This is a genomic window from Teredinibacter purpureus, assembly GCF_014217335.1.
Taxonomy (GTDB): Bacteria; Pseudomonadota; Gammaproteobacteria; order Pseudomonadales; family Cellvibrionaceae; genus Teredinibacter; species Teredinibacter purpureus.
In genome coordinates this window covers 1,058,822-1,072,437 of record NZ_CP060092.1, presented here as the reverse complement: position 1 = coordinate 1,072,437, position 13,616 = coordinate 1,058,822, and the positions used below count along the sequence as shown (strand labels likewise).

Genomic DNA, 13,616 nt, shown 5'->3' with positions numbered 1-13,616 from the left:
CGCTAGTAGAATTATGTTCCTTCTCTAACTTCAACATTGGCCGGTGCCAAAGGTGGCGCCGGCGTTTTAATGCTAAATGCCACAATACTGGGCGCCCAACCATAATCCGACGCATCGCCACGCTCCAAAGAGAGATAGAGGCGATTATTCGCGTAATCGTAAGCACCACCAATAATACGGTTGTAACCATTGTGCGCATAGCTGTCGTCAGCTAAACGACCATACGCGTAGGGTTCCACATCATGAGCATTCATCCTACCCGCTTTTACCTCGATTAGATCGCTCAGATCCCAAAGCCAATAGTAGTTCGAATAGTCGGAAGACTGGTACGCACAGTACCCAGGGCAATCTTGCCCAGAACCCTGATCGATTTTATAACCCACACCAGACGCCATTCCCCCGCTATAGCCTAAGGTCATGTAAGTGCGGGTGCCCGGTACCACAAAACCATAATTAGCTCTAGACAGATGCGTCCATAACAAGTTATCACGTGAACCATTTTCGAGGTAACGACTAAGATCGCCGCTTTCATACCCTACAGGGTTTTGTAAGCTGAAATCCAGCAATGTGGTTAGCGCAATATCTTGTGCGGCCAGTGAGTCTGTATTAAAGACATCCGCGTTAAACGTAAACGCCGATGGCCCCACGCTCAGCCGATTAATAATAGGTTCACCACTTGATGCGCCCGCAATATAACTACCACCGAGTGCATCTTGCCATACGCTCGGTACAGGGGAGATCCAACCGGCGGCGTGGGCACGCGCCGACATTCGATGATAGCCGGCTACAGATGAAGTCGACAAGTTGGCGGCGTCTTTCACCACCAACGTGGTGTCTCTTGCGCTAGAACCGCCATCGTAATACACCCAAGTGTTCACGACCAATTCACCATTGATGTACTCCAAGCCACCAATACGATCATGGCCCTCTGAGTTTCCGCCGAAGGGACGGCCTAGTACACGGCTAAAATTTTGGATTTTTTCGGCATAATTAAAATTAGCCACATCCATGCTTTTGACCAATTCCGGTATGGAAAACTCGCCAATAGCTTGTTGATTGGCGTGCCCGACAATAAAAATCGAGTCACCATTGGCGCCCACGGTAAGAGGGCCTTCTGAATAGGTAATATTCGAGTCGCCATACGAGGCGGTGGGAAGACGGAAACCACCTTCAAATTCGAGGTTGTTGATGTTGAAAAGGGGTATATCCGAAAGGTCGATCGCCGAGTAGGCGGAGTTCATAACACAGGATAAAACTGTTGCCATGAACAGATTGCGCTTAAATTTTTTCATTTCATTTACCACTGATTAATAATTTTCCGTTCGACTTTCGAAACAGTCACGCTGAAGGGTGTTCTGGGTGACGTAAATTTGTAAATCGTCTAACAGACGTCCCTGTAAAGATCATAGCCTATGCTTTTTGCCCTTCCAGTATAAGACCATTACTGATTATCTCTTAGGGAGAGACGTCACACTTTTGGCTTATAAAAAGGAAGTAGTAACGCGATAAACATTTCCATATAACCGGAAAAATAAGTCGGCGCCTAATCATTACACGATGGTGATAGTTAAATATTACGGTACTTATTCTCTAGAACTAAAAACTCATGACATTATCATTAAAAAGCTTAAGCTGGCTTAGAGCGTTACTATCGGTCATACCCGTTTTAATCACTTTTACGATCTAAGTCAGTGAGATTTTACTGCAACGAAAAAATAAATTAATGTATATTTGGCAAAAGTGACCACACCCACCTTTACCTCAACGGGTGAATTTATAACGCTAGAAAAAAAATACGCTCTACAGGATATACCCATAGAGCGTATTTTTAACGACCAATGATTACTTTTTACATATTGTTACGTTTATATAAACGTCTATTGCGGCTTATCTATAATACAAACCTCAGGAATTGGTCTTACAAACTTGCCGCCCCACTCAAAAACATCTTCATTCTGACCGACAATTTCTTTCGTTAAGTTCCACGGTAAAATCAAAATGTAATCTGGCTTATGCTCTTTAATCGCATCAGGGTGCAAAATAGGGAGCCTGCAACCGGGCGTGTACTTGCCTTGTTTTTGCGGGCTCATATCAACCGTAAAATCGACGAAATCTTCTCGAATAGCACAGTAGTTAAGTAGCGTGTTGCCTTTGCCGGGCGCGCCGTAAGCAACAATGCTTTTGCCTTCTTCTTTCTTTTCGATTAAAAACTTCAATAGGTCGCGTTTCGTCTTTTTCACTTTCTCCTGAAACGCAAGGTACACATCGAGAGACCCCAAGCCGAAGCCAAGCTCTTTATCGCGCAACTGTGTAACATTGTCGGTTACAGCGTGTGCCTCAGATTCTGTATGACGACCAAAGATGCGCAACGACCCACCGTGCGTGGGAATTTCCTGCACATCAAACAACGTTAGGCCGTGGTGCTTAAACATCTTTTCTACGGTTAAAAATGACAAGTAGGAGAAATGCTCGTGGTAGATAGTGTCAAACTGGTTCTGGTCGATAAGCTGAAGTAAATGTGGAAACTCCATGGTGATCACGCCATCGTCCTTCAGCAGGGTTTTCAACCCTGAAATAAAGTCATTAATATCAGGCACATGCGCTAGAACATTGTTACCCAACACTAAATCGGCTTTACCGTAAGCTTCAACATTCTTTGTGGCTGACGCTTGGCCATGGAAACAAACTGTCGTGCGAATCCCTTTTTCGTTAGCGACCTTTGCAATGTTTTCAGCGGGTTCGATACCCAATACCGGTACACCCGCTTTCACAAAATGCTGTAACAAATAACCATCATTACTGGCAATTTCAAACACCGCACTGTCTTTACCCAAGCTAAAACGATCACTCACATATTCGACGTATTTTCTGGCATGCTCGACCCAGCTTGTTGAATACGACGAGAAATAGTCATAGTCACTGAAGATATCGTCTGGAGAAACAAACTCCTCAAGCTGAACTAACCAGCAGCTGGTACACACATAGGCATGCAATGGGTAGTAGTACTCAGCATTATTAAGTTCTTCTGGTTTAATGTGTGTTTGGCAAAGCGGTGACAAACCTAAATCGGCAAAACTATGCTCTAGGTTATCATTACAAAAACGGCATTTAGAGGGGCCTGTATCAGTCATTCAGAGTTCCTAATTTCAAATTGTTTTATATTGTTAAATATTTAAAAACAGAGTGTTTTCCATATCGATACGTGAAACAACACATTACTGGTTTGATGTACCTGTAAATTACGATCACACGACCTAGTCGAATGTAATACACGTAGTGGGTAAGACAGCGAACTAGCGTAAATACACGGAAACCTGCAGCATTTACGTTGTTTCAGCTCAAGCAGCCCGCTATTGTCCCCCATATTGGAATATTCGCCAAGCAAACATAACAATTTCCATACCAACGTTAACACACGCACAGCCTACGCCGCTCCGACGCAACCACCGCACCTATATAATTAAATTACGTAAAAATATTCGACAGTTCATGACTAATCTCTCAATCTCCTTAACTGCCACTTAAGCCTGCACAGAGTACTGCGATTTTTTGCATTTGAACGCTTATAATCTAACGTACTGTACCAAGAAAGAACACTCATCGAGAGCCATCGCTATGTATTCCCAAGCCAACACGCTAACAGCACGCTGTTTATTATTGTCTGTATTGCTATCTATTTTTTCTCATTATGGTTATGCACAAAGCCCATGTGTCGCAAAGGCTTCACTACCTGCGGTAACGGGCACCCTTGTCAATGTCGCTACCGTCGAGCAGTTACATACTGCCATTTCAAGCTTGCAAGACAACACCACGCTTTTATTAGCGCCCGGCACCTATCACCTCAATTCCACGCTTTATATCACCAAAAACAATATTGCGATTCGCGGAGATGGCGATACCTGCGAGAACGTTAGTCTCGTGGGCCGTGGAATGGACAATAGCGAGTATGGCGACGTGCCCTACGGCATTTGGACCAACGCTTCTGGTCTAGCCGTTATGAACCTGACCATTCAGGATATTTACTACCACGGCATTATCTATAACCCCGGCGCGCAAACCCCCACTATTAACAGCATTCACGTACTCGATATTGGCCAACAATTTGTTAAGGCAAACCCTAATGCTTACGGTGACGGTGCTGACAACGGTCTCGTCGAAAATTCGTATTTCGCTTACACCTCAACCGTGCCGAGTACCGACCACGGCTCTGGCGTGGGTTACACAAATGGTATCGATGTACACGGTGGCAGAGACTGGGTGATTAGAGCCAACCGATTCGAAAACCTTCATATGCCCGATTCTGCCGCTTGGTGGTGGAACCCTGCCATTTTAATGTGGAATGGCTCAGCGAATACCCTTGTGGAAAACAACCTATTTATTAATGTAGACCGCGCTATTTCGTACGGTTTAGTTCAACGCGGTGAAGGTTCTGACCATTCAGGCGGAATTATTCGCAACAACATGATTACCTATTCACAGAACCTATTTTCAAACGGACGAAAACTCGATTCAGATGCCGCTATTATTGTCTGGGATTCACCCAGCACCACGGTGGTACACAATACTATTCTGACGAATGGCAACTTAAATAAATCAATTGAATTTCGCTTTAACACCGAAGGCAGCGTGGCAATTAATAATTTAATCGATGTCGCTATGGGTACTCGCAACTCAGGGAATTACTCGGAGTCCGGCACCTTATCCACAGCCTCGAACGATTTATTTGTACAACCAAGCACCGGGAACTTACGCTTGTTATCAACCGCTACGAGCGCAATGAATCGTGTAAGTACCAGCGACCATGCGTTGAACGACATTGATGGCGATGCACGGTCTTCGTCTTCGTTAGTGGATGTAGGCGCAGACGAATACCAAGCATCCAATCGCCCCATGCCACCTGACAACCTTAACGTCACAGAATTATAGGAATCCCTTAACTACAAGTAATCGTTACTATTGGAACGCTACGACTATGAATGAATGCCCTATCGGTGACTTAAATTTAAAGGTTATCATTCAAAGAAAATTGGCCTTTCTTCTTGGCAACGACATTGCGCCATGGGATGAACATGATCAATACGATTTAGGTAAGCGCGACGCACTTCAGACGATGCTGAACGATTCAGATAAGCTGACAGAGCAGGAGTTTGAACTAAAGTATTTAGAAAAAGTAGCGGTACTAAATTCTCGCATAGAAGGCGAGAACGCTTCAACGGAAGATGATGACGATTATTACGAAGCGTTTAGCAACGCATTAACCACCATACTGGTATTGATAAACCCGATTAACTTGTATGATTTAACGAAACATTAACACTACAACGTTATCCAATAGCGCCCCGAAAGGGGCGCATTCTCTTAAACGTTCCGCTCTAGAGCCATCACACCAAAAACACTCAGCAACCATTAATAATAATGTCAATGCGCGTTACGGCAGCATCCATTTCTTTGCGCTTTTTGTACTTTCATCTTCTTCCTCGCCTTCTTCCGGTTCCGGCGCAGGATTGAGAATGTAAATATTATAGGCGCACGCTGTAAACAAAATACACCAGTAGAAAATCTCTGCCCGAAAGCGATTCATAAACGACATGGCAACGAGGTAAGCAATAAACGCCGACTCAATCGCAACAATCTTGTAAAACTCCTCGTAGGAATTTTTTTTCATTAATGCCGCGCGACACTTACGTGTGGCGTTGTAGCTCGAAAAAACCATCATTACCAAAAAAATGAAACCAGGATAACCTACCTCCGTAAGTGCTTCGAACCAACTCGAGTGGACACTGCGATTTCGACTGGCACCGGTATGCAGGTTCTGCGGAAGGTACTCGGGCGCGTAATACTCGAAGGCTTTTACTCCAGCACCGAAGGGATGGTCTTTGGCCATCTCCATGGCGGCTATCCAAAAAAACACCCGCGTTTTTCCCGTCTCTTGCTTGGTATCCATCTTCTGCTCTTTAATCGACTGGAATCGCTTAATAGCCGTTTCATCGATAACATTAGCAGCGGCTACAAGACCCAGCAATATAAGCAATATGGCGGAACCTTTTTGCCCCTTTTTCTGCATTTTTGAGAAAAACAAAAACATAAAGAAATAGCCAACACTGGCAATAATAGCCAAAAAAGATGCTCGGCTATTAATCAACACAATGGCGTTAGCCGTAAATGCACACGCGATGACGATACCAAATTTAATAATCTTACTTTTCGAAAACCAAAAATAATAGAGGCCCAAAATAAGGGTAGGTGCTATCGCAGCGGCTATGCCGTTAGAATCCGGTGAATCGACCGTACCTATCCCTTCAACACGCCCCGTATAATCGCGGCCCGACTGTCTAGCTAAATAGCCAATATACGCAGCACCGCCAATAAACGCGGCTAACACCCCGTCTAACTTTGCAGAGGTGTCCACAATTTTATACGCAATGCTTAAAATAATAGCCATTTTAATGTAGTTCGTTACGCCGTCACTATTGGCCGCCGGTAGAACCGCATAAAAGGTCGTCATAAAATAAGCCGCAGCGATTAAATAAATCCACTTAAACTGGGGAGCCGCTAGTAAACTATTTTTATTGTGCTGCTTAAAATCCTTTGCGAAAACGCCCGCCATCAGAACAACGGTAAAAAACGAGTAACTCAAACTGGGTATCATATAACTCCACCATCGCTCAAGTGGATTCATAAAATAAACAATTTGGTAGACCATAAAGGCATAGGAGGGGCTTCGGAATACGGCCAGAAACGCTCCGCCACCGTAACTGCCCGCAAATAAAACAAAATTAAGCATGGTTGTTAATCGCTCACTTTACTCTCATATAACCGTTCATATTGCGTAATCATTGCGGCCAGGGTAAAACGCTCCTCGTAAATTTTTCGCGCATTATTACCAAGTTCCTGCGCCATTTTCTCGTTGGTGCAAATATCGCGCATCGCCAAAATTAAGGCGCCTTGATCTTTGTTGTCAACCAACAGGCCTGTAACGCCGTGCTCCAATATTTCGGGCGTTCCACCCACGGCAGTTGCGATAGAGGGTTTTGCATAACTCATCGCTTCTAGCAGGGTCATGGATGTTCCTTCGCTTAAAGAAGGGAGGAGAAATACATCCATTATGGCAAGGTAGGCTTGCGGGTTTGGTTTAAAACCGGTAAAAATTACGTTGTCCTGTAAATGTAGAGCTGCCACCAAGCTTTCTAGCTCGGCGCGCATAGGCCCATCCCCTACTATCATCAACTTTACATTTTTTTGCTGCCCACAGACCTCAGCAAAGGCCGCTATCATCATTGTGTGATTCTTAATGGGATCAAGACGTGAAATAGTGCCGAATACGGTATCCGTGTTGTGAATACCAAGTGCCTCTCGCAACGCCGCATCCGGCTCGCAATTGGAATCCATGATGCCATTGTAAATGACATCGATTTTATTACCGTCTAAATTTTCGTACGTTTCCAATGCCTGTTTGGTAGCTGCCGATATTGCCGTGCTGGCCGCTGTACCGCGCTGCAAGATAGGGTTAATTAAGCGACGTTTCCAGCTTGATGTGTCAGGGTAGAAGCGGCCGTGCTCCGTAAATATTATTGGTTTGTTTAACCCGAGCATTGCAAACCAACCATAAGTGTAGGGCGTATATTGATGGCAGTGCACAATATCGTATTCACCCGCCACAATAATGGCGCGCAACCCGCGAATAACTCTTAGGTCAAACCCCGGCTTGCGGGTTAAACAATAGTGTTTTACACCTTTAGACTCTAACGCCTTACCCCATGGGCCGACTTGCCCATCAATGCAGGCAACCGACGATGCATAGCGCTGACTATCTAAACCTTCAATTATGTTACGGATAACCTGCTCGGTCCCGCCTATGTTCATATCATAGGTAAGGTGTAATATTTTTAGTGTAGTTTTCGACATCGTCAATTAGTCTCTTTTTTAACCCGCCATGTATTCTTTATACCAAAGCTGGAACATCACCATGCTCCAAATTTCGCTGGAATAATCGTATTGCTTCGACTGATGTGCATTCCAAATACGCTTTACTTCGGTCATGTTAAAAAAGTCGCTGATACCCGTTGGTTGTTCAAATAATGCTTTCTCCGATATATCTTTTATCTCACCCCGCAACCAGTCGGCCAACGGTACTGAGAAGCCCATTTTTTTACGGTAGAGAATATCGTCACTTAAATAGGGGCTAAAAGCTTTTTTCAAAATATGCTTTTTCTCTTTGCCCTTTAGCTTTTCTTCTGGTGGAATTTTTGCGGCCATCTCGACAATTCGCGCATCCAGTAAGGGCGCTCTTACTTCTAGCGAGTGCGCCATGCTCATACGGTCGACCTTCACCAGAATATCGCCGGGTAAATACGTTTTAATATCGGTGTATAAAACTTTATCGAGATGACTTTCGCCGTTAGCATCTTCATAGTGTTTTAACATTACACTTGAAGGATGATAGCCACCCAATTTTGTTTTGAATTCTGGCCGAACAAGCCCGCTCCAACATTCTTCGGTTAAGAATGAATTACTGAGAAAAAAACCATACGCTGGGCTGCGGCTAAGCGTATACAGCAATGTACGCGCCTTTCTCGCTAGCCGTCCTGGCACGTATTTAAATACGCCATGGAGTACGGGCAAACACCATTTACGAATGGGGCTAGGGATACGGTTACGGATGTTGTTTTCGAGCTGATCTATACCGTATTTACTGTAGCCTGCAAAGCTTTCATCTCCGCCGTCACCCGCTAGCGCAACCGTTACCTGTTGTCTTGCCAGCTGTGAGACAAAGTACGTGGGTACTAGTGAAGGGTCTGCAAAAGGTTCATCAAAATACTTTACGATTGTCTCGAGCTTATCCGTTACATTTTCACTTACGGTCAATTCATGATGATCTGTTTTATATTGTTCCGCGACCTGAAGCGCATATTTCACTTCATCGAATTTCTTTGAATCAAAGCCTATCGAACATGTCGTAACCGGCGCGTCAGAATTTTTAGCCATCAACGCAGTAATACCACTGGAATCTACGCCACCACTTAAGAATGCGCCCAGCGGCACATCACTTATCATGCGCTCTTTTACATTTTCATCGATTAGATTTAAGAGGTTGCTGGCAATATCATCACTGCTACCGTCTATTTTTTCACTAAACGATACGTTCCAATATTGGCGTTTAGTGATGCCCTCTGCCGTTACGGTTAGCGAGTGGCCCGGTTCTAATTTATAGATATCGGTAAAAATAGTTTTTGGATCGGGAATATACTGATAGGTAAAGAAATCGTAAACGGCATCTGCACGAATATCTTTTTCAATAAAATCTAAGGGTAAAATGGATTTAAGCTCAGACGCAAACACAAAGTGATCGTCTTTCATGTAGTAATAAAGCGGTTTTTTACCAAGCCTATCGCGTGCGATAAAAAGTGTTTTATTTCTTTTATCCCATAGTGCAAAGGCAAACATACCATGCACATAGTCCATCATCGCTTCGCCATATTTGGCATAAAGCGCCATCAACACTTCGGTATCGGTCTGGGATTTAAAGACATAACCGTCGGCAATTAATTCGGCACGTAGTGGCTGAAAATTGTAAATTTCACCGTTAAAGGCAATCACATAATGACCATCGTGTGAATGCATAGGTTGTGTGCCGGCGTCCGACAAATCAATAATCGCAAGGCGTCGGTGACACAAACCTACAGCGTCATCGAGGTAGACACCTCCAGCATCTGGCCCACGGTGATAAATAGCTTGCCCCATCATTTGCAACGTGTCTTCATCGCCTGTTGAATGAGTAAAGCGAGTAAACCCCCCAATTCCACACATATCACTTCCCGTAATAATCTTTATGTACGCTATTGTTGACGGCATTGAGCGAAGGCTAGCATTCATCCAAGCACGTCGCGCATTTTACCTGATATTCATAATAATGGAGTATGCAAATTACGGTTATCTGTTATCTGCTTGCAAGCCCCTGATCATTTAGGGCGGTTTTTACGTCTTTAGAGAACCATTTAGATTATTTAATCCTAACGAGGCCCTAAAAAGTGTTGGATTTTTTTCCACTTTTAATAAAGCAAAAACCTGTATATTTCGTTACAACTGAACATTTTCGGTATTACGGCGCTTTTAGTTTTGCTCACCTTCTTGCAAACCCTATAATAGACGCCGAACATGACAACAATCGCTAACGGATAGAGCTACACACTAAACATGATCCCAGTCGCACGAATTGCTGAAACTCAGGGCTACGCCCGCGTCCACGAACCCATTACGCTGGGGTTACCTTTTCCTCAAGGCAACATCCTTTCGGCAGACACGCTTGCGCTCGCAACTGATAGCGGTGAAATCTTAAAGGCAGACTTTACCGTAACGGCGCGCTGGCCCGACAGCTCCGTGCGCTGGTGCTTAGTGAATACTCAAGTTTCTATTCAAGCGCACGCAGAAACACATTTATCACTGATGACAAACTGCCCACCGGCTCAAGAAGCACCGCCTTTAAATTGTCTAGAGTCAGGTGAAATGTTTGTTGTAGGCTCAACACATTTTAGCGCCCGCTTACACTCGCAAGACGCCTCGCTGACCGTTGTACGCGATGATAACGCATTTGAGTTAAACGGCCCGCAGCTAACCGATATGCAGGACAATCGATTAAAGGCCGTTGTCGATTCAACTGAATGCGTTCGCTCTAGCGCCAATAGCGCCCTCATTCTGTCTCAGCATGGGCATTTCTCTTCGCCTAGCCCACAATTACCCCTGCCGATCCGCTTTACATCACGCTGGCAATTTTACGGAAGCTCGCCACTTGCTCGACTGGATATAACGTTAGAGAACCCCAACCGCGCGCAACATGAAAACGGTCACTGGGATATTGATGACCCTGCAGCATTTGCCTTTAGACGCCTACATACCACCGTTAAGGCGTCGGGCCAAAACGCAACCGTTGGCTGCCAGCTTGATACCAATACGCCTTTAACTGAACAACACGAAGGGTTTTCAATCGTCCAGCACTCCAGTGGTGGTCAACATTGGAATAGCAAGAACCATGTCAACGCAGATGGTGACGTTACACTCAATATAAAAGGCTTTCGGTGTACGGGGCACAATGCCATTAGCGAAGGTGAGCGTGCGCAGCCCATAATATTCACGCGTGGCCTAAGCCTAACGCTTGATAAGTTTTGGCAAAATTTTCCTTCAGGTTTTTCTGTCTCCCCGCACAAAATTTCAACAGAACTTTTCCCACGGCAATCGGATCAACACTATCGTTTACAAGGCGGCGAACACAAAACGCATACCGTATTCTTTGACTTTAGTGACGACCCACAAGCACTTACCTGGACGCGTCACCCTGTAGAACACGCGATCGACCCTGAATTAGTCGCACGTAGTGGTAGTATCCCCACCTTCACTAATAACCCCACTATATTTGATAAGCTGATTAACAACGGCCTACACCCAACAAAAGGTTTTGTCGCTAAGCGTGAAATTATTGACGAGTTTGGGTGGCGCAATTTCGGGGATATTTTCGCCGACCATGAGAGCCTTTACCGTAAGGCCGACGAGACGCCGTTTATATCTCATTACAATAATCAATACGATCCACTGTACGGTTTTGTTCGGCAATATTTAACATCGGGTAACAATACCTGGCGCACACTGGCAAATGATCTCGCCAGACACGTTGCCGATATCGACATCTACCACACACAAAACGATAGAGCCGAATATAACGGCGGCCTTTTTTGGCATACAGACCACTACGTAGACGCATTCACTGCTGGCCATCGTACCTATTCGCGCAACCAAAAGCCGGACGGCGTTAACCCAACAGAGGGCGGCGGGCCTGGTGGCCAACACTGTTATACGCAAGGCCTTCAGCTTCATTACTTTCTTACCGGCCAGACCCAATCGCGCGATTCGGTGGTTAGCTTAGCGAACTGGCTAACCCACTACTACGAAGGCTCTGGCGGCCTCACAGAAACGCTGTTACAGCTTAAAAACACCATCGTCCCTTTGCTAAAAAGCCCTGCACCAAAGGGTGGCTTTTTATATCACCGGTTACCCTTCGACCGCGGCGTAGGCAACTATATCAACGCCTTGCTCGACCGTTTTTTGCTCGATGAACATACCACTGCACTGACTCAAGTCGAGACGATTATTCGCGATACCTTTCACCCTCACGACGATATTGCTCAACGAAATTTGTCTGATATTGAAGGCACGTGGTTTTACACGGTTTTTCTGCAGGCAGTTATTCGTTACCTAATCATTGCAAAGCAATTTGGTGCGAACGAAAACGACGCCTATGACTACACGTTCGCCGCACTCCTGCACTACGCTCATTGGATGCTGGAAAACGAAACACCTTACCTTAGCAAACCAGAGAAGCTCGATTTCCCCAATGAAACATGGACCGCTCAGGATATTCGTAAAGCGCATATTTTCTATTTTGTGAGTGGTTGCATAGAAGATACAGCAGTATCAACACAGTACAGAGAAAAGGCCGATGAATTTTCGCACTATGTGGTTGAGCGCTTACAAGCAAGTCAGGAGCAAAGCTTTTCTAGAATATTAGCCTTGCTAATGCAGAATTATGGGGCTGAAGATTTACAACAGGCAGACGTCTATGTAAACCCCAATTTTATTTCTTCAACTACAGGAAAAAGTAAAATGGCACTACTCGGTATAATCTTAAAACAGCTAACCCGTGCCGTCTTACGGTTTTCCCTGAAAAAGGAACTGCATTGGCTTAGCTTTAGAAATGCCAGAGCAGCTAAGCTATACAATTCGCTGTACGAACACTAAGCACCGTAACCGTAGGCCGATGCCATAGAGCTCCATTCAAAATCGTCTAGAAGATTCGATAAACGCTGTTCGACTTTCTTTAAATTTAAATAATGTCGAAACCGACTTTTCGCAGATGCGCCTTCCATTCGAGGCTGATCAGGATCGATCTCCCAAGGATGCATATAGAAGATATACGGCTGAGTTTCATTTTTTGCGAATCTCGCAACAGCCCAACGTGTCAAACTGTAAGGGTACAATCGAAAATAACCGCCACCCGAAATAGGGATATTCTTGCCAAATATGGGCAATGTACTTAACGGTATTTCATCGACACCTGCGCCGGTCTCGTACCGAGAGCGAGGCGCATCGGGAATACCATAATGGTCATGCACTACCGGATACACGCTGGAACTGTATCGGTAACCCTCTTCGGCCAATACGTCATACACCCACTGATTCTCTTTGGTAAACGAAAAGCTCGGTGCTCTATAGCCAATAACGGCCTGACCGGAAATATCTTCTAGCAGTTGCTTCGCGCCAGACACATCCACCTTAAACTCTTCACGCGTCTGATGACTAGCGCGCTGGTGCATAGTACCGTGACTCGCGAGTTCATGCCCTTGTGCAACAATACGCTTAACAATATTAGGGTGTCGTTGTGCAATCCAGCCTAACGTAAAAAAAGTAGCGGTAATATTTTTATCAGAAAACAATTGCAGTAACTTGTCTGTACTGGCTTCTACTCTAGAAGGCATTGAATCCCAATCGGCGGGCGTTATTATTTTCTCAAACGCCCCTACTTGAAAGTAGTCTTCTACATCTATCGTCATTGCGTGTTGCACACAATA

The 13,616-nt window shown here is 45.0% G+C and carries 9 protein-coding genes; 3 read left to right on the top strand and 6 right to left on the bottom strand.

Annotated elements, in window-relative coordinates; all coding sequences use genetic code 11:
• Positions 1 to 11: 11 nt before the first annotated feature.
• Positions 12 to 1,292: a hypothetical protein gene (locus tag H5647_RS04620; RefSeq protein ID WP_052691874.1), complete on the bottom strand. Its 1,281-nt coding sequence runs from the start codon at positions 1,290 to 1,292 to the stop codon at positions 12 to 14.
• Between the two features lie 585 nt (positions 1,293 to 1,877).
• The gene (locus tag H5647_RS04615) at positions 1,878 to 3,131 is read right to left on the bottom strand and encodes a class I SAM-dependent methyltransferase (RefSeq protein WP_045856664.1); all 1,254 of its coding nucleotides are present in this window, start codon (positions 3,129 to 3,131) and stop codon (positions 1,878 to 1,880) included.
• A gap of 424 nt (positions 3,132 to 3,555) precedes the next feature.
• Here H5647_RS04615 and H5647_RS04610 point away from each other — a divergent pair, with 424 nt between their 5' ends.
• Both H5647_RS04610 and H5647_RS04605 read left to right on the top strand, forming a co-directional pair.
• Positions 3,556 to 4,926, top strand: coding sequence for a right-handed parallel beta-helix repeat-containing protein (locus H5647_RS04610; protein ID WP_162926285.1), 1,371 nt, complete (start codon positions 3,556 to 3,558; stop codon positions 4,924 to 4,926).
• 46 nt (positions 4,927 to 4,972) lie between these two features.
• On the top strand, positions 4,973 to 5,314 hold the full coding sequence (locus tag H5647_RS04605) for a hypothetical protein (protein WP_045856661.1): 342 nt from the start codon (positions 4,973 to 4,975) through the stop codon (positions 5,312 to 5,314).
• 114 nt (positions 5,315 to 5,428) lie between these two features.
• Here the strand turns inward: H5647_RS04605 and H5647_RS04600 are convergent, their stop codons facing one another.
• The 3 genes from H5647_RS04600 to asnB are packed head-to-tail and all read right to left on the bottom strand — an operon-like array spanning position 5,429 to position 9,873.
• On the bottom strand, positions 5,429 to 6,784 hold the full coding sequence (locus H5647_RS04600; protein ID WP_052691873.1) for an O-antigen ligase family protein: 1,356 nt from the start codon (positions 6,782 to 6,784) through the stop codon (positions 5,429 to 5,431).
• A 5-nt stretch (positions 6,785 to 6,789) separates the two neighbouring features.
• A complete protein-coding gene (locus H5647_RS04595) occupies positions 6,790 to 7,905 on the bottom strand; it encodes a glycosyltransferase family 4 protein (RefSeq protein ID WP_045856659.1) in 1,116 nt (371 codons plus the stop codon).
• Positions 7,906 to 7,923: 18 nt separating this feature from the next.
• Positions 7,924 to 9,873 carry an asparagine synthase (glutamine-hydrolyzing) gene (asnB, locus tag H5647_RS04590; RefSeq protein ID WP_236074768.1) on the bottom strand — a complete coding sequence of 650 codons (1,950 nt, stop codon included), beginning with the start codon at positions 9,871 to 9,873 and terminating at the stop codon, positions 7,924 to 7,926.
• Positions 9,874 to 10,194: 321 nt separating this feature from the next.
• Between asnB and H5647_RS04585 the strand changes: the two genes are divergently transcribed.
• On the top strand, positions 10,195 to 12,786 hold the full coding sequence (locus tag H5647_RS04585) for an RIFT barrel domain-containing protein (protein ID WP_052691872.1): 2,592 nt from the start codon (positions 10,195 to 10,197) through the stop codon (positions 12,784 to 12,786).
• Here H5647_RS04585 and H5647_RS04580 read toward each other — a convergent pair.
• Positions 12,783 to 13,610: an XrtA system polysaccharide deacetylase gene (locus H5647_RS04580; RefSeq protein WP_200911630.1), complete on the bottom strand. Its 828-nt coding sequence runs from the start codon at positions 13,608 to 13,610 to the stop codon at positions 12,783 to 12,785. The two genes, H5647_RS04585 and H5647_RS04580, sit on opposite strands and share 4 nt — an antisense overlap.
• Positions 13,611 to 13,616: the final 6 nt, after the last annotated feature.

What these genes read in the sequence shown, in the direction of transcription:
- H5647_RS04600 (WP_052691873.1), bottom strand. Translation starts at nt 6,784, where the DNA reads ATGCTTAATTTTGTTTTATTTGCGGGCAGTTACGGTGGCGGAGCGTTT.
- H5647_RS04615 (WP_045856664.1), bottom strand. Translation starts at nt 3,131, where the DNA reads ATGACTGATACAGGCCCCTCTAAATGCCGTTTTTGTAATGATAACCTA.
- H5647_RS04605 (WP_045856661.1), top strand. Translation starts at nt 4,973, where the DNA reads ATGAATGAATGCCCTATCGGTGACTTAAATTTAAAGGTTATCATTCAA.
- H5647_RS04585 (WP_052691872.1), top strand. Translation starts at nt 10,195, where the DNA reads ATGATCCCAGTCGCACGAATTGCTGAAACTCAGGGCTACGCCCGCGTC.
- H5647_RS04595 (WP_045856659.1), bottom strand. Translation starts at nt 7,905, where the DNA reads ATGTCGAAAACTACACTAAAAATATTACACCTTACCTATGATATGAAC.
- H5647_RS04620 (WP_052691874.1), bottom strand. Translation starts at nt 1,292, where the DNA reads ATGAAAAAATTTAAGCGCAATCTGTTCATGGCAACAGTTTTATCCTGT.
- asnB (WP_236074768.1), bottom strand. Translation starts at nt 9,873, where the DNA reads ATGAATGCTAGCCTTCGCTCAATGCCGTCAACAATAGCGTACATAAAG.